Raw genomic sequence first — 22,420 nt, forward strand, 5'->3', positions numbered from 1 at the left:
ATGCGCGATTCACCCATTAAGAGAATTGACACATACCCAATGCACGTCAGAAATAAACACCGACAGGGCTATGATTTCGCCCGGCTTTGTACTACAAACCCAGCTTTAAAGCAGTACCTCATCAGCAGTCCACGTGGAGAGGACACCATTGACTTTGCCGACAGAGCAGCCATTGTGGCTTTAAATCAGGCGTTGCTGTCCTGTGACTATGGTGTCAAGTTTTGGCAGTTACCCGAGCCTTTCCTGTGCCCGCCGGTGCCCGGACGTGCGGATTACATTCATGCCCTGGCGGACTTACTGGCAGACGATAACCAGGGAACTCCCCCGACAGGTAAACAGATCCGTTGTCTTGATATTGGTACTGGTGCCAACTTGATCTACCCCTTGATAGGTCAGGCTGAATATGGCTGGCAGTTTACAGGTTCAGACATAAACCCGATGGCAGTGTCGGTGGCGCAGACCATTGCCAAAGCTAATGGGCTAGGTATTAAAGTCAGACAACAAAAAGATGAGCGGGCGATTTTTCGCGGGGTCATCTCTGCAAAAGATCACTATGAGCTAACCCTGTGTAACCCCCCTTTTCATGAGAGTGAACAAGCGGCGCAAGCAGGCACTGCAAGAAAATGGCGTAATTTGGGTAAAGCACCACAAAGCGCTAAATTGAATTTTGGCGGTCACGCACCTGAACTCTGGTGCCCGGGTGGCGAACTGGCATTTATCAAAACCATGATCAAAGAAAGTGTGATGTTCGCAGAGCAAGTTGGCTGGTTTACTTCACTGGTATCCAAAAAAGACAACCTGCCTGCTTTAAAAAAAGCACTGCAAGCTGTCAAGCCAAGCGATATCAGAGTTATCGAAATGCAGCAGGGCCAGAAGGTCAGCCGCTTAATCGCCTGGCGCTTTTAAAATCAGGGCAGCGCTCAAAGCTTATTGAGCTCTGCCTTATAATGCTTTCGACAGACCGATACGTACCGATCATTACCGCCAATTTCAACCTGCGCACCATCCGCAATCGCCCGCCCCGAGGCGTCTAGTCGTAACACATGGTTCGCCTTACGACCGCAATGGCACACTGTTTTAAGTTCAATCAGTTTATCTGCCCAGGCTAGTAAGTACTGTGCCCCTTCGAATAACTCACCACGAAAATCCGTTCTTAGCCCGTAGCAAAGTACGGGTATACCCAATAAATCGACTACATCTGTCAACTGCGAAACCTGCTGCTTACTTAGAAACTGGCTTTCATCAACCAGAATGCAGTCCAGCGATTGCTCATCGTGGTGTATGTTGATAAGGCTTAACAGCTCCGTGGCTGGCTCATAGGTGTGTGCGTCTGCCTCCAGACCAATACGAGACGCGACTTTGCCAACCCCCGCACGGTCATCAAGCGCCGCGGTAAGAATAAACGGATTCATTCCCCGCTCTCGGTAGTTAAATGCAGATTGTAAAAGCGTTGTAGACTTGCCAGCATTCATTGCTGAATAGTAAAAGTATAATTGCGCCATGGTGTATGTATCAGCCGCTAAAAAATTCGCGATAGTCTACCCAAACTGTCGCAGATTAGCCAGCTTACTCAAACACATGCCATGACGGTTGCGAAGGCACCTTACTGCTATCTTGTGTATCACCGGGATAACTTTGCCTGTTTATATACGCAATATAAATGTGGTGAAGTTCAGTGGTGCTAAGCGAGGACCACAGAGCAAGTGCTGTTTCACTATGTAGCTCTCTGAACTGTTTGGAAAAGGTAAGATAACCAAAACTGATGTCTAAAGGCGGATAAACGGCTTCTAACTGACGACGATAAGGAAATGCTGACACCGCTTTACCATCGACCTGACACAAGCCAAAGGTACCGTGTACTTTGCCCTTGAGTACAAGCTCAAAGGCATCACTTTGCGAGTCAGTATTCAGTATGGTGTATTTATCACTGCCGACAGAATCAGCCACGGAATACCCCCTGGGCACAGCAAGATTAATCGGATAGTGCCTGGTACTCATGGCAGTTTTCAATTGTGTCATTCCGACCAAACACGTTCCCAGCCGGCTAATTGAGCTGAGTGTGTTCGGCGACCCATCTTCATTGAGCGGGTAAGACAGAAAGGACTCTCGAGCAGGACGATAGCTGGCGATAACGGCATCCACCCGGTTTCGTTTAATTTCATACAGGCAGCGTTGCCAGGGTTTTCGGACAAATTCAAACTGCATACCGCCAACCCGAGTCTCAAGCAGGCGTAAAATCTCAATGGTCGCCCCCGGGTTTTCTCTGGGTACATCCAACCCATTACCCAAAAAGAAAGGTGGGATATGCTTATCTTCATAACACAATCTGACAGACACTTTCGCGCTGGCGTGGTAAGCGACAAACAAACACAACAAAGAGATTAAAATAAATCGCATTAAAACAGACTTTAAGTCGGGCTTTCTCTTATTATATAACCCACCTGATGGCTTGGCTACGCAGCGCAAACATTACTGGGTAATTTTTATCCCTTCATGGGCAAGCAGCCACGACTTTCTGTCCAACCCACCGGCATACCCTGTTAGTTTGCCATTGGCACCTATGATTCTGTGGCAAGGTACAATAATACTAATTGGATTCTTGCCATTTGCCGCACCAACAGCTCTGACAGCTTTGGGGTTGTTTAACGCTGCGGCCATCCAGCCATAGGTATTGGTTTCACCATAAGGAATGTCACATAGCAATCTCCATACAGCCTTTTGAAAAGGGGTACCTTGTGTATCCAACGCCACTTCAAATCGTTCACGCTTTCCATCAAAGTACTCTGTTAATTGAAGACACGCTTTATCAAGGTGCGGGTTTGTTCCCTCAGACAAGTTTACTTTGGGAGCAAAGCCGATATAAGAAAGCCCCTTATCACTCGCCTGCAAAGTGATCTCGCCTACGGGGCTTGCCAAATGTGTTTGAATCATCATCGTTTTTCTCCACTGAATCAATGCTGCTCAAGTTAATTGCTGCCACAGCTGAAAAGTCAGGTAACTTCTGAACGGGGCACAGCTGGGTACATCGATCTGCCCTACCCGGTCAATTGCTTTTTGTACACCTAAATCACCACCCAGATAAATATCAGGTGCGCTCAGACCACGCATTTTAGCGTAATCCACGGTCCAGGGCCCTATCCCTTTGATTGTTAGCCAGGATTCAGGCATACATTCCGGCTCTGATATATAGTGCTGCGCTAACGCAATAATAGCGAGTTTTCGACGCGCGGGCATTTTGAAAAATGCCAGTTCAGATCTTGCTATCGCTTGCGGGCTTGGAAATTGAAACGTACCGTCCGCTTGTTGATTACCAAGCTGCTCCACCAGCTTAATCATCAGGTTCTTTGCCGCAGAGACGCTGATCTGCTGGCCCAGTATTGCCCGAATACCCGCTTCAAAGGGCGTCCAGATCCCTGGTAGTCTGAGTCCATTCTCAAGGGGCATGTCTGGACACTGGCGCCGCAAGTGTGATTCTATAAACACAGTATCAGCATCCAGATCTAGCACCCGACGAATATTACTCACAACCTGAGGTAATCCTTTGAAGTCATTGATGTCAATGCTTACCCTGAAACGATTTTTTTGCGCCTCAAATCTGGCTGTAAAACGACCTTGATAAACGCCCAAATTAAAATTGCGGCCATAAGCCATATCCTCTAACCACTCTAATGGCGTAACCAGCCGATGTGCCAAAAAGCTTTTCAGAGCTGGCCAGTTATAAGGGGGACGAAATGACATCATCAATTCAATCTGACGACTTGCCTGAGCACCATTGCGCAAGCTTGACGGAGTTATCTGATAAAGCCGGCTGAATGCATCGTTAAAGCGCCGCTGCGAGTTAAACCCACAGGCATAAGCTATCTCAGTTACCGGTAAGCTTGTTTGCTGCAACAACTGTTTTGCAAGATCACATTGCTTATAAAGCGCATATTGCTTTGGCGCGATCCCATAATATTGCCGATATAATTTACTCAGATAACGTGAAGTTATACCGAGTTTTTCTGCCAGCTGATCCACACTTCCCGCACTCAGAAAACCGCTATCAATCAGACGCTTCGCTCTGACCGCTGTCGTTTGTGTTCCCATCCAAGCATAGCTCCCGGGCGCACTATCAGGCCGACAACGGACACAAGGCCTGAATCCAGCCTGTGCCGCGTTATGGGCATGCTGAAAATATTCAACATTGTGCTCCTTCGCTGCGGGCGCTGGGCAAATCGGGCGGCAGTAAATCCCCGTACTCTTTACAGCAACATAAAACAACCCGTCAAAGCGGGCATCCCGACTTTTGCGCGCATTCGCGCATACTTCTGAAGACAACATGTCATCACTCATTTTTACAACTCATACCCAGTGTAACCAAATAATACGCCCAGACTCGCCATATTCGGAACTCAATAAGTGCTACAAGGCTACCATTATGTATGGCGCTATTATGCGCGCACTGACAGTCAATTTATAGGTGTGATCGGGTATCACATTGCCATACATCAACTCTACAATCCTATCGGCAACCCTTCGTATACACCGCCTATTGCACCTGATTACTATTTAAAGTCCAAAAACTGAACTGAAATGAGAATAATAATCAATATTTAATATATTGATTTATATAGCTTTTTTGTTGACATGTCCATTTTTATACGTACACTGGCGACAATTTAGAACGAATTGAGGTGACACATATGCAAGGCAAGCAACAGGTAATCGATGCATTCAATGCGCTACTAGCTAACGAACTGGCAGCCATCGACCAGTATTTTATTCATTCTCGCATGTATGATGACTGGGGACTGAATAAGCTTTATGAACGTCTTAATCACGAAATGGAAGAAGAAACCACGCACGCAGATTGGTTGATCAAGCGCATCTTGTTCCTGGAAGGTGTCCCTAATATGACTAAACGTCGTGATCTGCTGATCGGTAACGACGTTAAATCCATGATGGAAAACGACCTGAAACTTGAACTGGAAGTGGTAGAAAGCGTCAAGCACGCAATTAAAATCTGTGAGCAAGAGCAAGATTACCAGTCAAGAGCGGTACTCGAAAAGCTACTGTTTGATACGGAAGAAGACCACGTTTATTGGTTAGAACAGCAAATCGGACTGATTGACAAAATCGGTATCCAGAATTATCTGCAGTCTCAGTTAGCATAAGGAACCATCATGAAAGGCAATAAAGAAGTTATTAGTGCACTGAATACGGTATTAGCCAATGAGCTAGTTGGCATTAACCAGTATTTCCTGCATGCACGTATGTTCAAGGACTTCGGCTTCACTCAGCTGGATAAAGCGGATTATAAAACGTCAATCCAAAAAATGAAAAATGCTGATCGACTCATTGAGCGTATCCTGTTCCTTGAAGGCCTACCTAACTTGCAAGACTTGGGCAGACTGAAAATTGGTGAAAACAGCGAGGAAATGATTGCGGCCAACATGGCTTTTGAGCAAGCGTCCTTACAGGATTTGGTTGACGCCATTGCCTTATGCGAAGAAAAACAAGACTACATCAGCAGAGAAGCACTAGACAATATCCTTAATGAACAGGAAGAGCAGATAGACTGGCTGGAAACTCAGCAGCACCTCATTAAAGTCACAGGTATTGAAAATTACCTCCAGACTCAAATGTAATACCAAAAAAGGGCCATAAGGCCCTTTTTCTTGAGAATGCTATTTTTATATACTTGGGCTAGGCAACCTGCTCAGTGACATCCACAATATCAATGAGCTTTTCGTTCAGTATTTTCTTCGCACAGTTACAGCACTTACCGCACTGCGAACCCACACCCAGCTCTTTGCTCAAATCGCGCATTGACCTTGCACCATCATCAATTGACTCGGCGATTTTTTTATCCGTGACACCGTGGCAAATGCAGATATACATAACTGAAAACCATTCTCAATAACTTTAACTGAGTACAATTTTAATCTAAACAAAAATGGTTATCAACAACAAAAGCAGAAATAATGAGAATAATTCGTAGTTGCATTGAACTGAATCCTGCGACACCTTTTAGTTCAATAGCTTATGCTTCCAGTTTCAGCTGCATTTTTTCTCGCAAAAGAGAGAAAAAGCAGCATTTTTATGAAATCTCATTCAGCTGAGCATATAAATTGATATAATTAACATAATCTGAGCAAAGTATGACTCAGCGGATGTTACTGCACAAAAACGTGAATGGACTGCTCACTGATGTGCGCCCTGGAACGTGTAAATGAACAACTGGTGCAAAGCAGTTATATTGTCTTTTTTATTTATGTGCCACCACTGTGTGGTCGCAGCGTCTTATTATGCAAATCAGATTAGCCGACTTTCAACGCAAGAAGGGCTGTCTCAGTCAAGTGTCACTGGATTTGCACAGGATAAATTCGGCTATATCTGGATAGCGACTCATCAGGGTCTGAACCGTTATGATGGTAATCAGTTTAGTGCTTTTGATGGTCAGGAAACCCTCTCCGGTAGCGATATCATATTGATCCGTCTGTTAGATGATGATCAGCTCTTTATATCAACCGCTCAGTCCGGCGCATTTTTGCTTAATACCAGCACATTTTCTTTGGTCAAACTGTTTACTCAGGGGAGCCGCCAGGGTATTGCCCCCGACGCCGCCGTGAGCGCCGTTACCCAGTTTAATAACAACTACGTCATTGCAATTGAAAACGTGTTGTATGAGATAGATACCAATACCTACCTGTCGAAGCGTTTGGCTACTTTACCTAGCGGTGCCTATATTCGGACTTTATTGCCATGGCATGACACATTACTCATTGGCACAGAGACAGGCCTCTTGCAGCTGAGTAATAACCAGCTTGTTTCGCTCAGTCATTTAGGTCAAACCAAACCGTCGGCGCTTAATAACAATGTAAAACTGCTAAAGCCTGATCCTGCATTAGGGCTACTGGTTGGAACTGTTGAAGGCTTATTTGTTGTTCCGACAAATGATAAACAACTATTAACCGAACAGGCTTATGAGCTCGTCCCTGAGCTGAATATTTGGGCACACGAACAAGGTCCTTATGGGGAGTACCTGGCCACAGACTCAGGTTTGTATCTGGTAAATCGCCACAACCATACCGCCAGTAAGGTATTTTCGTTCAGTGAAAGTCGCTACCTAACACCACAAAATACCATTTCAACCATGCTACTGGATGACCATGGCAACATCTGGATGGGTTCTAATAATAGTGGCGCCTTTGTTTGGCCGACGTCTGCCTATCGCTTTAAATTGCTGGCTTCTCACAAAGACAACTTCAACAATAACATCTGGGCCATTCATCAGAACAACGACGGCTCTATCTGGCTCGGTAGTGATGACGGTTTGCACCATTTTTCAGCCAGTCGCCACACTAAGCTCACCCAAAGCTATTTTAGAGATGGAAATCGTAAGCCTGCTTATGGTAGCCACGCCGTATATAACATCTATACCTCACCTTATTTGGCAGACAATATACTGCTGCTTGATACCAAATCAGGAATGAAGCAGCTTGATGTTGAAACCGGGCAAGTGTCCGAGCTTACAATGTCTGGCGACAATGTCTCCGTTAGCAACGAAGATCACCTCGTTGGTTCAATTATGATCGATCAGCGTACCTTGCTGTTTCATACACACCACCATATTTTTCTATATGATCTGGCATTGCAATCCATCACAACACTCAGCGAACTGGAAACACAACTGGACGACCTGCAAAACTTGCTGTTTTTACCACCCAGACCCAGTGATCCAGACGAACTGCTATTTAGTACCGCTGAGGGGTTACTGAGCTACAACATACTAAATCACCAGGTAAGCACGATATGGCAATCTAATAAAACATCCGGCAATACCTACCCGGCAGTAAACGACTGGGAGCAGGATAGTCAAGGCCGGTTTTGGCTGGCGACCAATGGTATGGGGCTGGTAGCGCTTGAAACCAGCAATTTTCAAACCATTATACACATCACAGAAAACCAGGGACTCCTCACAAACACCCTGTATAAACTGGAACGCGATCTGCACGATAAGCTTTGGTTTAGCAGTCAAAGTGGTCTTTATTCTCTCGATTTGGTATCACTGCAGCTCAACCTTTATGATCACAGGCATGGGCTGGTCACCAATGAATTCAACTTAGGAGCAGGCCGAGTCTTGCACAGCGGAGAACTCATATTTGGTACACCCAATGGCGCCATAAAATTTAATCCCGAAGCTTTTATCTTGTCACCTGATGAAGAAAGCATCAGGTTTTCAAACGTGCAACTGATGTCCAGACCCGTTTTGGTATCGCCGGCACAACTGCGTGGTCAGCCCCTGCAATTTGAATATGATGATATGGGATTTCGTTTTGAGTTTAGCCAGTTTAACGTATTCGGCGTTCGGCAGCATTTTATTAACGCTCGTTTGTCTGGCCCTGTTTCTGCGAACATCCAAAATATAAAAACTAACTATCTGTTTTTTAATAACTTAAAACCGGGTGACTACACATTGTCTTTGACGGAGTACAGACCTGGAACTAATCAGGTGCTCTCAGAGAATCAACTTCACTTCCAGATTAAATATGCCTGGTGGAACACACCACTGGCCATAGCAAGCTATATCCTCATAGCTGTTAGTTCTCTTGCGTTTATCTATCTCAGACATCGACAAAAGCAACGCTCTTTACAGCAAACCTTCGATGAACTTGCCCATGCAAAAGCTCAGATAGACTTAGCGCTCCAGAAGACACACAGCGGTTTATGGAGTATGGATATCCAGACTCAGCAAATCACCTTGCTCGGCAACTCGAAAAACCCGAGTCAACGCAAGGCACTTTCTCTGGATGCATTTTTTGGCAAGGTTCATCCACAGGATCAAGAAATGGTACAACGTCAGTGGGCACGCTTTCTTGCTGCGCCAGACAGTCAGCTGTCTATTACGTACCGGATTTATTCTCAGCAACAAGGTTGGCTATGGTATCACGATATAGCCAAAGTCAGCGAGTGGGACCCCTCAGGAGTGCCGCTTAAGGTTTCTGGTGTTTACAGCAATATTACTGAGCACAAAGCAAGTCAGCTCAATGCCGCGATGTTTGCACAAGCCCTATCCCAGATCCAGGATTGGTTATTGATCCTGGATAACAACCTGCAACTATTGTCCGTGAACCAAAGTTTATCCGCTGCATTTTCCCTCGGTGATCAGGATCCTCAGAAACAACTAACCCGAACAAAATTAACAAAATTGCTGGGACGACAACAGCTCGGCCAGTTACTGGCCGCACTGCGAAAAATACAAGTTCGAGAAAACATCAAGCAAGAAGTAGACATCACCTTTGATGATGACAGACAAAGTACAGTCCAGCTCAGTATCAATGCCATTGCCGATGAGCAAGACGATATTGAATTTTTGGTCATTGTTGGCTCAGATTTATCACAACAGAAGCAGGCACAAAATGAGCTTCGTTATCTGGCTAATTTCGATGCCCTTACCGATTTGCCAAACCGAAATCTGATGCTCCAGCATATTGAGTTCGCCATTTATAACGCGACCAAAAATAATACCGGATGCGCTTTGTTGTTTATCGATCTGGATAAGTTCAAACCTATTAACGACGCCTATGGCCACTATGCCGGAGATCAACTCCTCATCGCGGTCACAAAAAGGATCAACAGTGTACTGACGCAGCACTGTATATTGGGGCGGCAAAGTGGCGACGAGTTTATTGTATTAGTTAAGACATTCGAAGACATTGAACAGATCACTGAACTGGTACAGCAGATGATTAACAATCTGTGTAATAAATACGACGTAGATGGTATTTCGATGAGTATATCGGCAAGTGTGGGGATCGCTATATTTCCATTCGATGAACAAACTGCCGAAGGCTTGCTTCGCAACGCGGATATCGCCATGCTCAGTGCCAAGCAAAGTGGCAGAAACAACTTTAAGTTCTTTACCAGTGAAATGAACGCCCACTTAAGCAGAAAGCTGAATCTCGAAGCAGCCCTGAAGGAGGCTGTGCAAGAAAACCAGTTTTATAACCATTATCAGCCTATCATGAATACCACAAATCACGCGCTTACAGGCGTGGAGCTGCTGATGCGCTGGCAATTAGATTCAACCCCTGTTTCACCTGCCGAATTTATTCCCATTGCAGAGGACGTGGGCTTAATTGAACAAATGACAACACAAGCACTGCGTAATGCACTGCAAGAGCTGGCTCCGTTTTTTCAGCAACAGAGTTCATTTTATTTGTCGCTGAATTTGTCTCCTCAGCACATAATGCGTGATAATCTGGCCGCTTCACTGAACAGTATTGTCGCTGAATTTGAGCTAAGTAATCATCAGCTCAAGTTAGAAATCACCGAGACCAGCTTTCTGGCCGACAGACATAAAGCGAGTAAAACCCTCTCTGAACTGAAAAAGTTTGGATTTACGCTACTACTGGACGACTTTGGTACAGGCTACTCTTCTCTAACTTATCTGAGTCAGTTTCCAATCGATATTATAAAAATTGACCAGAGCTTCATACGGACTCTGGAAACACACCCCCACAATCGCTCGATTGTGAAAACCATTTATATGCTTGCACAAAACCTCAATATGGCCTGTATTGCCGAAGGCGTTGAAACTGCACAACAACTCAGTTTTCTCAGGGATTTAGGATGCGAATATATGCAGGGATATTATTTTTCTAAGCCCCTGAGTGTAAAAGGACTATTTGAGCAATATCCACCCGATGTTGCTCAGGTGAGTTAACTAACTTTGCGGGCATACCTGTTCTTATGCCCGCGTAACGCTAACTTAACCCTGCCACCTCTGAAGGCATTGATACAAAGCATCGGGCTCAATGGGTTTGGAGACAAAGTCATCCATACCCACCTGCAGGCATTTAACCCTGTCTTCGTTAAATGCATTGGCTGTAATAGCTACAATGTAGGGCGTGCCGTAAAGCTCTGGGTTTTGTCTGATCCGACGCGTACAGTCAAAGCCATCCATATTTGGCATCTGACAGTCCATCAGTACCAAAGGAATATTACTTCCTTTCAACAGAGCCAGTGCATCCAGGCCATCATTTGCCTTGGTCAGGCTACACCCTGTATGCTCCATAAGCTTGGCTGCAACGATCTGATTTATAGGATTATCCTCAACCAATAGAACATTAACACCACGTAAGTTTGGTGCGTTAACCTGTTGTTTTTCTTCGTGCTGAGCTTCTCCTGGCTCGGCCGGAATAATCACAGAAAATGTACTGCCCTGACCTGAGACACTTTCCAGTTCAATAGAGCCGCCCATGGCTTCGACCAACCGCTTGCAAATCGTTAACCCCAAGCCGGTTCCGCCATACTTGCGCGTTGTGGAAACATCAGCCTGAATAAACTCCCCAAACAACAGTTTTTGCTTTTCCTTCGCAATGCCAACGCCGGTATCCGTAATAGCGATATGTAAAGCACCATCAACATAACGAGCGGCCAGTTTAATACTGCCCTGCTCCGTAAATTTCCCTGCATTGCTAAGCAAATTATTAACAACCTGAGTGACTCGCAGTTCATCGAGTAAAAGGTATTCTGGTACTGACTCGTCGACATCATAACTAAATGATACCCCTTGCTTCACACCTGTTTTGCAAAACGAGGTTGTAAGAACATGAAGCATCTTATGAAAGGCAACGTCCTGTTTATCTAACTCCAATGCACCTGCTTCAATTTTTGAATAGTCAAGAATATCATTCAGTATCAACAACAGGTTATGTGCCGACTGATAGATAATCTGCAACGACTCTGAGATATCTTGGTCGAGTGTATTGCGCTGCATATCTGCAGTCATACCAATAATGCCATTGAGTGGCGTGCGGATTTCATGGCTCATGTTGGCCAAAAATAAACTTTTAGCAGAACTGGCTTTGTTTGCCCTATCAAGGGCATCTATCAGCTCTTCCGTTTTCTCCTGAACCTGGGTCTCTAATTGGGCATTAAAGTTTGTCAGCTGAGCATTAAGAGATTGGTTTTCCTGATTGGCTTTTTGCAGCTTTTTAAAACTCATTGAGAGCTTAAATGCCAATTGAGTAAATTGCTGCTGTAACGTAATAACTTCAAGAAATGTCGCTTCTTCTTTGGGCGATAAATCATCGTTACGGCTTGCAGGATCAAAACTATTGAGCCGGCTGCTCAAGTCATGCATTGGGTTTATTAACATTCGGGTTAATTTACTCACCAGCACACTACTGAGTGCAATAATAAACAAAGCAAGGAAGAATGATTGTCCCCAGGCAGATGCAACCGCCATATTGACGTACTTACGCTCAATTAAACTGATCACCTGCCAGCCAAATTGCTCAGAGCGAACACTACGCCGATAAAACACTTCTTCTGTTTTACCAATATACAGGTTTTGGTTGTCATTGGTTAATATGTTTAGGGTGGCGTCATTGATCTCATCCTGAGTGTTAAAGTCTGACTTTAATGAGCTAAACACCACTTTATTGTTGCTATCGAGTATCATCAGATGGCCCATGTGAGACAACACTCGAGGGATAAACTGCTCAAATGTGTGAAAAAATACTGAGCCTTCGACAATTCCCACAAACTCTTCTTGGTGATAAACAGGCGCCGATATTGCCACTATCGAATCATCACCAAAGCCCCTGCCACGGAAAATGCCGGAGACAAATCCATCTGGATAGTAAGGCGCCTGAATAAAATATTGCCGATCGGAAACTGCGGGCACTTCCCCTGCAAGACTCGTTCTCAAGGTGTCTGGATAAAAGTGAGTTACCAGTCCGGACTGATCAGCCGTGATAGCAGTTCGGATGTTTGGATAAGACTCGACCAGCCGGGTGATAGTCTGTTGCTTGTCCAGCCCGCTTTCAATATTGTAAGCGGCATCGGCCAGCGCCCTGCGATGATTACCCAAAAAGCTGTCTATCCGTTTTGCAGTTGTATTTGCCACGTCGCTCAGCTGCGCACTGACTTCATATTCAATGCGCTCATAGTGGCTGTTAGTCAGCATAATCGTCGTAACCAGAACCACCAGAATGATAAGGTGACTGATCATATAATTTAAGATGCGATACAGAGGCTTGGCTTGCCAAAGTTGTTTGAACAAAAACAACGACAGCAAATCAACAATAACCAGGCAGATTGCGGCATTGATGAAATACTTCGCCAGCGCAGTCAAGATCACAAGCAGATTGAGATCCAGAGCAAACTTGCCAAACAGGAAGAGCAGCGGAACACCAAATAGCACCCAAAATGCCAGGCCCCGCATAAACAATGGCTTGTTGGGCCTGACACAGAATACTTGTAACCAGACTATCTCCAGCAGAAACACCATGGAGGGCCAACAATGGCCCCAACGGTAAAAAATAAACGCCGCGCCGATTGCCACGCACAATAGAGCATAACGCCAACCCAGTGACATTAATGCAAGAATTACAAACAGTTGCCCAAGCAAAAACTCGGAGCTATCCAGGAACCACAAAGGTAACAGGTTTGCAAAACCACCCAACAACCCGAGCAAAACCGCAATTGCTACCTTAGGTAATGCTTTAATTTTCCCAAACAATACTCAGGCTCCTCTGGCTCTAAACACTTTCACGCAGCTGTATGATACCTATTTCACTTAATACCTGGTCAATTTGAAGAAGCCAATATGACGCTAACGGTGTTAAAAATTTCTCATTTAGAACAACTAAATAGCAAAATTTTCGCCTTGTTATCGAGCATATTTTCTCGCTTCTAAATAGGCTACTTAATTAAGCAAATTGGTAAAACAACCGCTTGCATCTATTTAAAACAAATGTCGCCTGACTGACGCTGACTTATGAATTAAATTTTACTGATACTGTTAAAAAGTAAAGGAAAAACTGAGTTTTGCCAAGTTTAGTGGTCGGGACAATCGTGGCTTTCGATTTGCAGAACACATTGTTTGACCGCAAAGCCACGCATTAAGGTACGCTCAACTTCCAAGCGACATGCCTCATCGTGCATCTCATTGGTACAGTGATGCTTCAACACAATATGTGCACCAACCGTCAATTGGTTATCCAGCATTGTCACTGTGACATTGTGAACACTGTCTACATGCTCCGTAGAGAGTATTGACTGCTCTAGTTTTTCAACATCGGGCAGCAGCTGCGTTTTTTCTCTCAACCCCTGAATGCAGGTATAAATCACCTTAACTCCGGTGAACAAAACAAACACCGAAATCAGCATACTAGAGACAATATCAATGACTTCCCAGTTAGTTAGATGAATAAGTACGCCCGCTACAAAGGTCGAAATAGTAGAGAGTAAGTCAAAGAAGGAGTGTAAAAACACCGCGTAAACATTGATGCTATCTTTGCGCCCTTTATATAACACCCAGGCTGACGCACCATGGAACAAGAAGCCAACCGCCGCAATACTCGACATCGCAAATGCATTAACATTCAAATCATGGCCTTGCCCATGATGTCCAAGGCGTTCGCCGCCTTCAAGCAAGATAATCACGGCAATAGATAGGTACAGTAAGCCATTGAGCAGACCGCCGGTATACTCAGCTTTTTTGTAGCCATCGTTGTAGGTTTTAGCCAGTTTAATGGCAAAGGCGGAAGCAATTAGCGCAATAAACAAAGAACTATTGTGCACAAATAGGTGCCCGGCATCGGCAAGTACCGCCAGTGAATTGGCGTAATATGCACCAACAACCTGAATAATCATAAAGGTACATGTGAGTGCAAGTGCGATAAGAAGTCGATTACGAGACGCTTGGTGTGTAGTCAGATCGGTCATTCGAGCAGTTTAATGCCTTATAAAATACAGCAGGGGAAATGATAAAGAGTCGCAATTGTACCCTGAATTCAATGACTGCGCATCAAAAATGTCTGCACTGCGTAATATTTCAGGCACTGAGGCGCTTGTGATGGTCACCGTAGGCCAGAACAGCTTGTTCAAATAAGTGAGTTTGCTCATGGCTAAACTGACAACGCGTATATCTGAGTATATCCAGTGCTACCTCACTCACCGTGCAACAATCTGCCGGCCGTGTTGGGCTAAACTCAGCCTCATCTGGAAAAACCACTATCCAGCGCACGCCAAACGGCGTGTTTAGTACACTAGCCAGGGTTGACGCGCGTTGTGCAGCTGCCGAAAGCGGGTTTGCCAGATAATGTGTTTTACCTTTATAGCGACAGGGCCAAACCTGGCTATCCGTTTCTACCGCAATAAGCCCCTTTTGGTCTATGACTACAACAACGAACACACCGAAAGGCGATAACACAACACAGTCAAGGGACAGCGCTTCAAGCTGGCTCGGGTATAAATGACGGCTGAGGATCGTATAATTTTTTGCATCAAGTGAGGTTGCCAGATTTTGATAAACCTGCCATTTTTGTTTTGCAGCTTGTTCTTTGTCTGAGTGATGCCCCCGTAAATACACATACTTGCCCAGCGCCCATAACAAATATAAGCAAAAACATAACGCAATCAGATTTAACGCTGTGAAACTCGATATCGGCTCAGTCACAGGTTGCATAACAGTGCCTGGCATAGCCGTTTCACCAGAAACAGCACGACTGAAAACCCACAAGCAAACCAAAATCCATCTATTCATGCCCTCACCTTATTTTAGCGTTGAGCCAATGCGTTCAGCGTCCACGCCTCCAAAATACCGTCGCTACTCAATGTCAGGAGTGAGTTTCTATCGGCCGCATACATATCTACAATCGTGGCGCCATCGTGCACAGAGCTGATTTGCCATGTTCCAAGCTCTTCACCATTCTGCGTATTCCAGATACTTAAATGGGACTTGGACGACGACGTTGCTAGTAGCTCACTTCCTCTGATAAACAGAGCTTTGCGAAAAACCTTAAAACGCGACATATATTGCAATTCACTAATACTCTGCCCATCCGTCAGCGATGTAACAACCTGCTCATTCAAGGCATCGGAGGCAAACAGTTCCGAGAAATCTTCACTGACAGCAACGCTGGTTACTCTGTGATCAAACTCTTTCATAAAAATAGGCTCTGCTGAGCCAAATTTCCACAGCGCAAGTTTGCCATCTTGTGCGCCAGTAACGAATAGCTCTCCCTTCTCATCCCAAAACACATGTTGAACGGGCCGGGAGTGAGGCGCAAACCGATTATTAATCTGAGTATGTAAATCCGCCATATTAATGGTGCCATCGGCCATTGCAACAATGGCCTTATCATTTTTAGGTGAGATGGCCATCGCGGTGATCACCGCGCCTGGAGTAACGCCGCCAAAAGCGACTTTAGTAACCAGCTTGCCCTTATCGAGTGACCAAAACGCCAGCTCTGTCTCACTGGCAATCACCAGCATCTGCAAATCTTCCGACAGCGCCACATCTCTCACAAAACCAGGGGTTTTGGCTTGTGGTACGGTAAATTCCACTCGCTGGGTAGCAACATCCCAGACCTGAATTTGCTTTTGATTGTCAAACGTAACAAGCTTACTGCCATCTTTCGAAAAATGACCTAGTGCAATGCCACTTTCGTTCAACCTGCCCACACTGCCTTTACTTAGCTGAACGTCTTCACTACACGCGATCAAAAAGACCACACACAATGTCGTCAGCAACACCCTTAACCACATAATTTTACTCGTGACACCACAAAAAACGCCATTATACGTGCATTCACCGAGAGTAAAAAGTACACATATATACTACCTGCAAAGACACTCGCCTCTACGCGTACATTATCCAAAATAGGACTCTCACTCCATTACATCTCAATAACACACCGTTCGAAGAATCAACAGCAAGAACCGCACCATTCACCGACGGTCATGCACTAAGGTGCTGATCTGCCATAATTCGACAAAGCCATCGCTGCTGAGGGTCAATAGTTCACCGTGTGAATTAGTGTGCATATCCAGTATGGTTGCATCCCTGCTATGCGCTTTTATAAAAAAAGCGCCAATTTCCTGACCGTTTTGAGCATCCCAAAGTGTCCACCAGGCTTTAGAAGAACCAGTCGCTAAATAGCGTTCGTCATCACTGAATGCTGCGGCCCGAAACCATCTGAAACGCTCCGGATAACTCAGGCTAATGTCATATTCTGCGCCAGAGTAAAGCGAGAAAATACGCTGTTCGTTAAGTGCATCGGACGCAAATAATCTTGTATTATCATGGCTCTGTGCAATGCTGGTTATGCGGCGCTCAAAATAAAAACCGCGCTTTGTCGCTAGGGTATGCGCATCAAACAATAGAACCTGACCGTCGTGACCGGCACTTAGCAGGGTCTGACCCTGTGCACTTTTTGCGACATGCATCACTTTACTGTCGTGAAGCTTGGCTTTTTTAATCAACTGATTGTCAAGGTCAAGTAAGTTAACAGTCCCATCGTTTAGTCCAACCAATAGATGGTGTGGGCGAGTATATAAACGCAGTGCTGACACTTTTGCCAGCTCATCGCTGGGGTGAACCGTAACGGTTTCCAACAGTTTTCCTTGCTCAATATCCCACACTTCAACAAACTGACGAAAACCGATGGCAATTTGTGAGTTATCTTCACTGAGACTGAATGCCTGAATATTGCCCTTTGCAGCATCGCTGGCAGGAACAGGATCGGCTAGCTGAAACAAACGCATTTGCGTTGCAACGTCAAAAACGGCAAGTTTATCTCCAGGGTCATGTAAGACAGCATAACGACCGTCAGCAGAAAACTGACCCTGAGCCCCACTTTGATCTAAATTGACCAATTGAGTGTCATTGTCCTGAAGCGGTTCCTTACATGCGGTCAAATTTATGACGATAGCCATACACAAACCAACAATGAGTTGTTTTGCTAATTGAGTCACCAGCCTTACCTCCTGTTCAACGTGTAATGTGCTGTAATGTACAAATATTGCACAACGCTATAAATTTTGACCTGCCTGCCGTGAACAGGTTCATTTGGCAGCGTCTCTTATTTCCCCTGGCAGCGAGGTTTGCTGCCAGTCTTTTGCATCTGGGGCTATACTTATATTGGTAAGCATAAACACATTACCAACTTGGGAGAATAAACTGATTGCCGACTGTTAGGGGTTTCTCAACTTAGCGCAACTAAAGAGTCAATTTGTCAGGCTATCGCCCATAGTTTATGGCATCTCAAGACTGGTTTTTATGTATGCGAATTAGTTTTAACTTTAAATGCTAATTCAGGAGGTTTCCATGCCCAGCCCACCAAGGCGCACAGCCAAAGGTCATGTTTCTGATCATGGTGCCGCTATGAATAAAGCACTTAGCGCTGACAAACGTAAAAAATTTGCCGAGAAAGCGAATCAGGCTTATGAAAAAAAACACCCAGAACAAACTAATATAAAAAAGGAAATTGCCAAAAACAAGGCGGAGAGAGAAGCTAAATCAATCGTTTACAAACTTGAGTTTGTACTGTTTGTTATTGTTCTGGTCGCCATTATTGTGCGCATCGTGTTTATGGATTAAGCAAGTAAAACGGGTCATGACAGCCGCCACATCATGACCCGTGAACGCTAATCTTCCAGCAATCGGTATAACCGGCTGGTCACCCCATTGGTCCAGCCGAAGCCTTGCTGTACCAGATATTCACCACCACCTGCGCGTACCCCAGGTTCAACCACATTATACTTTTCCAGCAGGCAAGCGTGTTGCTCAAAGTCGCGCTCCAGCATAGCCAGCCAGCGTCTGGCCACTGTAACTGCCAGCTTCACATAGCCATAATTCAGCATGCCTTTCACCGCAAACCACTGTAAGGGTGCCCAGCCATTTGGGCTATCCCACTGTTGCGCTGTATTGGTTAGCGTAGTCACCAGCCCCCCAGCTTTTAGAAAATCCAGTTCCAGCCTCTGCACCATAGACTCCGCCTGCAACTGACTTGCCAGTCCCAAAAACATAGGTACCACTCCAGCCAGCGACATCACCTGACTACGTGTTTGCAAAGCAATATGATAATCCATAAACCAGCCCTGCTCTTTGTCCCATAAATAGGCCTGGATGAGCCGCTTGCGTTGCTGGGATAGTTGCAGATAGCAGGCGCTTTGTGCGCTGTTGCCGAGCGCTGCGTAACATTCACTAAGCTGCCATTCCAGCTGTTGCAACAGGGCATTTAAGTCAACGGGTATGCGCTGAACCGTATTAATACTGCAAAGCTGCTCAGGATCGTCCAGCCAGCGGCTGCTAAAATCCCAACCCGACTCACACGCGGCGCGAATATTACGATAAAACAACGCGCGATATTCAGGCTCCAGCATACTGGCCGACTCAATATCCTCCTTATAGGACTCAGGCCTTGGCTCCGCACAGTCATCCCAGAAGCGATTCATTACTCCGCCACATGGCATGCGCACGACCCTGCGGCTTTCAGTCAGTTCATCATTCAGTTGGTCGCTGTCAGCCATCCAAAAACTGTGCTCCTTTTGCAGTGCATCAGTCACTTTACGCAACCATGCCTTGTCCTGATGATGCGTTTGCCAGAGTAAAGACACCATCAATGCAGTGACTGGCGGTTGTGATCGGCTGGTGTAGTAACTGCGGTTGCCATTTGGCACATGGCCAATGCGCTCAATCAGACTGACAAAGTTATCCAGCATATTCGACACTTGCCCGACGTGGCCGGCATCCATCAGGCCCAGAGCCGTAAAATAACTGTCCCAGTAGTAAATTTCGTTAAAGCGACCACCCGGAACCGTATAGCTCGCGGGCAAATCAAGCAATGACGACGCATTACCCGTCTGAGGGTCACGCGCCAGACGTTGCCATAGCTGGCCGATATAGTCTTTGACCGAGGTGGCTTGGAGTTCAGTCAGTTCAGGCTGTGGCGCAAAGTCAAAATGACGTGCAACAAACTCAGTCAGATCTTGAGGGCATTCGCTGTCATACAAGGCACAGGCCTGCTCCCAGCTCTGTTTTGGAATGGCATCTGCAAACTGTTTGCTATCCGAAAAAATGCCCTGCATCTGCACCGCTTTAAACAAGTTTGATTGTTCAAACTGCATCTATAACTCCTAGAGTGCGCAAGCGCTGGTCTGTGCCTGTGCGCGTCGCTTAAACAAAAATAACGTAACGGCAATGCCGCTCATGGGGATCAAAGACAGATAAAACGCCTGCTGACCACCAATGTATTCAAAAACAAATCCGGTGATTAATGAGCCCGTTGTACCGCCCAGGGCTGAAAACACCACGATAAGACCTGTCATTGGTGCATGCTGGCGCTCATCCAGGCTACTCAGCATGACCGAGTTGATCACCGGATAGATAGGCGCCATCAGCAGTCCAATTAAAGGCATAAGGTAGGCTGCCATTGGCGCTTCAAACAGGCTGGTGACCTCTTTAGGCTGCAAATTTTCGGTCATCGGCAAGGTCAGTAATACCAGTGCCGCCATACCAACTAAACACACATTTAGCAGCTTGTACCAATGGATATGCTTGAGTAACTGACCGGCCAGCAAACGCCCGATTGCCAGACTGGCAGCAAAAATACTGGTCAGCTGCACCGCGATATCCACTGGCAAATTCAGCACCTGATTGTTAAAGGTCGGCAGCCAGGTCCCTACGCCCTGCTCAATCAGTACATATAAAAATGCCGATAGCACAAAAACCAATACCAGAGGCTGATAAGCCAGTTTCAGCATGCCCACAAATTCGTCTTTTAATGGCTGCTCTTTGCTGTATTGGGGCTTCTTCATGGGAGCACTGATCACTAACAACGCAGTCACCAGAGTCAGTACGCCCAGCAAATAGTAGACATTAAGCCAAGCCAACGAATCAGCCTGATCGCCGATAAACGCAGCAAAGATCCAGTAACCACTGAGCACCCCGACCATAAACAGGCCCTCAATGGTGTTAAGCAAACTTGAGTGTCCCTTTGCATCGTCTGTTACCTGACCTATTAACGCGTAAACCGTTACTTTGACTATCGCAAATGCACAACCGACGCTTGCAAATAAAGCTTTTAAAGCCCAGAAGGCTCCGAGCACAGGCGTTAGCAAACACATTACTGCGACCAAAAACAAAGCGCCTAATAACGCTAAACGATAACCGATCCGGGGAATGAACGAGGCCACGAGAAACGACACAATGGCAATGGGGATATCTTTAAACCCCTCCAGGCTGGCAGCCTGGGCTTTTGACACTGCAAAGGTGTTGATCGCCTGCAAAATGACGGTGCCGACACTGTTGAGTAAAATCGCAAACAAAAAGTAGCAGGCCGCCATGGCCAGCACGACTCTGGTGTGCTTCATAGGATGACTCTGTAACTATTCAATAACAGTCAGTCTAGCCCCGGGAATTCATTTTTGCAATCGTTTGCAATTTTAAACTAAAAAAATATTGCTCAGTTTGTTTACAATATCAATGTCTGTACTCAGCTTGACTGACGCATGACAAGTTCAACATCCAGTTGGGCAGAATCAGGCTTATCACCCTTTAACTGCGCCAGAAGCTTATCTACCAGCACTTGCCCGGCCAGACGGGTATTCTGTTTGATGGTGGTCAGTGAAGGCGAGCTGATATCTGCCATCGCTATATCATCAAACCCGACCAGTCGCACATCATTGGGAATGCTGACATAACGCTCTTTAAGGGCTTTCATTGCGCCCAGAGCAACCATATCACTGCAGGCAAAAATACCATCAAAGCTCAGCCCTTCGCTCAGCAAAGTCTGATTAATCACCTCATACGCCGCCAAACTGGTAATATCGATTTTCAATAGTGAAGCCGAAGCCTCCGGCTCTTTGCTGATCTGATCGCAAAACCCGCGGTAGCGCTCTGCCAGCTCAGCGTGAGCAGGGTCGCCCATAAATAGCAAGCGTCGAGCTCCCCTGTCTAGTAAGTGCCGGGTCGCGGTACAGCCAGCCAGATAATTATCGCTCCCGACAATGGCATACTCTCCCTGTGTTTTGGGATCGCCCCATACCACCAGAGGGGTTCCCTCGCGGGCAGCACGCTCGATACGTGCCTGCTGCTTACCCTGACCGACCACAATCACACCATCTGCACGACGACCATCGATAAAATACCCGTGCCAGTCGTCACCTGCCATATACGAATTAGACAGTAGCAGTTCATAACCCTGGCGATTAACCGCCAGGTTAATGTCACTGACCACTTTAAGCAAAAACGGGTCGTCGATTGACTGCTCCGTTTCGGCGTCAAAATTGATTAATACTGCAATCACATTGGTTTTCTGTAATCGAAGGCGACTGGCCGCTGCATTGAGACTAAAGTTGTGTTTTTTGGCCAGCGCTTGCAACTTAATGCGAGTTTCTTCCTTAATCAGCGGGTTATTATTCAGCGCCCGGGATGCCGTTGACGTAGACACGCCAGCCAGTTTTGCCAGATCCGCCAGTTTCATTTTTTTTGACTGCATGTATAACGCACCACCAAAGAACCATTGTAACAAATTGAATATATTGATTTTTAAGACAGAGTCAATGCTCTGATTAGGCATTATAGCGCAGCGTCTGCTCACCTGTCGCACCTTTTCTAAGCAGCTAGGGTCACTCATCC

General features: G+C 45.9%; 18 protein-coding genes. 5 read left to right on the plus strand and 13 right to left on the minus strand.

What is annotated here, in order from left to right; all coding sequences use genetic code 11:
* The first annotated feature begins 39 nt into the window (after nt 1-39).
* Nucleotides 40-906, plus strand: a complete 867-nt coding sequence (gene rlmF, locus CWB98_RS02640) for a 23S rRNA (adenine(1618)-N(6))-methyltransferase RlmF (RefSeq protein WP_138543417.1) — start codon at nt 40-42, stop codon at nt 904-906.
* A gap of 14 nt (nt 907-920) precedes the next feature.
* On the opposite strand, the gene CWB98_RS02645 is transcribed toward rlmF, so the two are convergent.
* The 4 genes from CWB98_RS02645 to CWB98_RS02660 form a co-directional block, all read right to left on the minus strand.
* The gene (locus CWB98_RS02645) at nt 921-1,502 is read right to left on the minus strand and encodes a thymidine kinase (protein WP_138543418.1); all 582 of its coding nucleotides are present in this window, start codon (nt 1,500-1,502) and stop codon (nt 921-923) included.
* Between the two features lie 64 nt (nt 1,503-1,566).
* Entirely contained in the window at nt 1,567-2,397 is an 831-nt protein-coding gene (locus CWB98_RS02650) for an amino acid ABC transporter substrate-binding protein (RefSeq protein WP_138543419.1), read from the minus strand.
* A gap of 72 nt (nt 2,398-2,469) precedes the next feature.
* The gene (locus CWB98_RS02655) at nt 2,470-2,934 is read right to left on the minus strand and encodes a methylated-DNA--[protein]-cysteine S-methyltransferase (protein WP_171045565.1); all 465 of its coding nucleotides are present in this window, start codon (nt 2,932-2,934) and stop codon (nt 2,470-2,472) included.
* Nucleotides 2,935-2,961: 27 nt separating this feature from the next.
* Nucleotides 2,962-4,320: a DNA-3-methyladenine glycosylase 2 family protein gene (locus CWB98_RS02660; RefSeq protein ID WP_138543630.1), complete on the minus strand. Its 1,359-nt coding sequence runs from the start codon at nt 4,318-4,320 to the stop codon at nt 2,962-2,964.
* A gap of 362 nt (nt 4,321-4,682) precedes the next feature.
* Between CWB98_RS02660 and bfr (CWB98_RS02665) the strand changes: the two genes are divergently transcribed.
* Nucleotides 4,683-5,153 carry a bacterioferritin gene (bfr, locus tag CWB98_RS02665; protein WP_054017415.1) on the plus strand — a complete coding sequence of 157 codons (471 nt, stop codon included), beginning with the start codon at nt 4,683-4,685 and terminating at the stop codon, nt 5,151-5,153.
* Between the two features lie 9 nt (nt 5,154-5,162).
* Complete coding sequence (bfr, locus tag CWB98_RS02670; protein WP_138543420.1) at nt 5,163-5,627, plus strand: bacterioferritin; 465 nt, start codon at nt 5,163-5,165, stop codon at nt 5,625-5,627.
* Nucleotides 5,628-5,685: 58 nt separating this feature from the next.
* On the opposite strand, the gene CWB98_RS02675 is transcribed toward bfr (CWB98_RS02670), so the two are convergent.
* Nucleotides 5,686-5,880 carry a (2Fe-2S)-binding protein gene (locus tag CWB98_RS02675; protein WP_010380974.1) on the minus strand — a complete coding sequence of 65 codons (195 nt, stop codon included), beginning with the start codon at nt 5,878-5,880 and terminating at the stop codon, nt 5,686-5,688.
* 358 nt (nt 5,881-6,238) lie between these two features.
* Here CWB98_RS02675 and CWB98_RS02680 point away from each other — a divergent pair, with 358 nt between their 5' ends.
* On the plus strand, nt 6,239-10,708 hold the full coding sequence (locus CWB98_RS02680) for an EAL domain-containing protein (protein WP_212751121.1): 4,470 nt from the start codon (nt 6,239-6,241) through the stop codon (nt 10,706-10,708).
* A gap of 45 nt (nt 10,709-10,753) precedes the next feature.
* On the opposite strand, the gene CWB98_RS02685 is transcribed toward CWB98_RS02680, so the two are convergent.
* The 5 genes from CWB98_RS02685 to CWB98_RS02705 all read right to left on the minus strand — a co-directional run bounded on the left by CWB98_RS02685 (nt 10,754) and on the right by CWB98_RS02705 (nt 17,754).
* Nucleotides 10,754-13,513: an ATP-binding protein gene (locus tag CWB98_RS02685; RefSeq protein WP_138543422.1), complete on the minus strand. Its 2,760-nt coding sequence runs from the start codon at nt 13,511-13,513 to the stop codon at nt 10,754-10,756.
* Between the two features lie 317 nt (nt 13,514-13,830).
* Nucleotides 13,831-14,721 carry a cation diffusion facilitator family transporter gene (locus tag CWB98_RS02690; protein WP_138543423.1) on the minus strand — a complete coding sequence of 297 codons (891 nt, stop codon included), beginning with the start codon at nt 14,719-14,721 and terminating at the stop codon, nt 13,831-13,833.
* A 109-nt stretch (nt 14,722-14,830) separates the two neighbouring features.
* Nucleotides 14,831-15,541 (minus strand): nuclease-related domain-containing protein, encoded by a 711-nt coding sequence (locus CWB98_RS02695; RefSeq protein WP_138543424.1) that lies wholly within the window; start codon nt 15,539-15,541, stop codon nt 14,831-14,833.
* Nucleotides 15,542-15,555: 14 nt separating this feature from the next.
* On the minus strand, nt 15,556-16,545 hold the full coding sequence (locus CWB98_RS02700; protein ID WP_138543425.1) for a beta-propeller domain-containing protein: 990 nt from the start codon (nt 16,543-16,545) through the stop codon (nt 15,556-15,558).
* Between the two features lie 183 nt (nt 16,546-16,728).
* Nucleotides 16,729-17,754 carry a WD40 repeat domain-containing protein gene (locus CWB98_RS02705; protein WP_138543426.1) on the minus strand — a complete coding sequence of 342 codons (1,026 nt, stop codon included), beginning with the start codon at nt 17,752-17,754 and terminating at the stop codon, nt 16,729-16,731.
* Between the two features lie 409 nt (nt 17,755-18,163).
* Here CWB98_RS02705 and CWB98_RS02710 point away from each other — a divergent pair, with 409 nt between their 5' ends.
* Nucleotides 18,164-18,379, plus strand: a complete 216-nt coding sequence (locus CWB98_RS02710) for a hypothetical protein (protein ID WP_128064431.1) — start codon at nt 18,164-18,166, stop codon at nt 18,377-18,379.
* Nucleotides 18,380-18,426: 47 nt separating this feature from the next.
* On the opposite strand, the gene CWB98_RS02715 is transcribed toward CWB98_RS02710, so the two are convergent.
* From CWB98_RS02715 to CWB98_RS02725, 3 genes are all read right to left on the minus strand, one after another.
* Complete coding sequence (locus CWB98_RS02715) at nt 18,427-19,908, minus strand: trehalase family glycosidase (protein ID WP_138543427.1); 1,482 nt, start codon at nt 19,906-19,908, stop codon at nt 18,427-18,429.
* Nucleotides 19,909-19,917: 9 nt separating this feature from the next.
* Nucleotides 19,918-21,153 carry an MFS transporter gene (locus tag CWB98_RS02720; RefSeq protein WP_138543428.1) on the minus strand — a complete coding sequence of 412 codons (1,236 nt, stop codon included), beginning with the start codon at nt 21,151-21,153 and terminating at the stop codon, nt 19,918-19,920.
* Between the two features lie 122 nt (nt 21,154-21,275).
* On the minus strand, nt 21,276-22,280 hold the full coding sequence (locus CWB98_RS02725) for a LacI family DNA-binding transcriptional regulator (RefSeq protein WP_138543429.1): 1,005 nt from the start codon (nt 22,278-22,280) through the stop codon (nt 21,276-21,278).
* Nucleotides 22,281-22,420 lie beyond the last annotated feature (140 nt).

It is taken from the genome of Pseudoalteromonas rubra, from assembly GCF_005887115.1.
GTDB classification, from domain to species: Bacteria; Pseudomonadota; Gammaproteobacteria; order Enterobacterales; family Alteromonadaceae; genus Pseudoalteromonas; species Pseudoalteromonas rubra_F.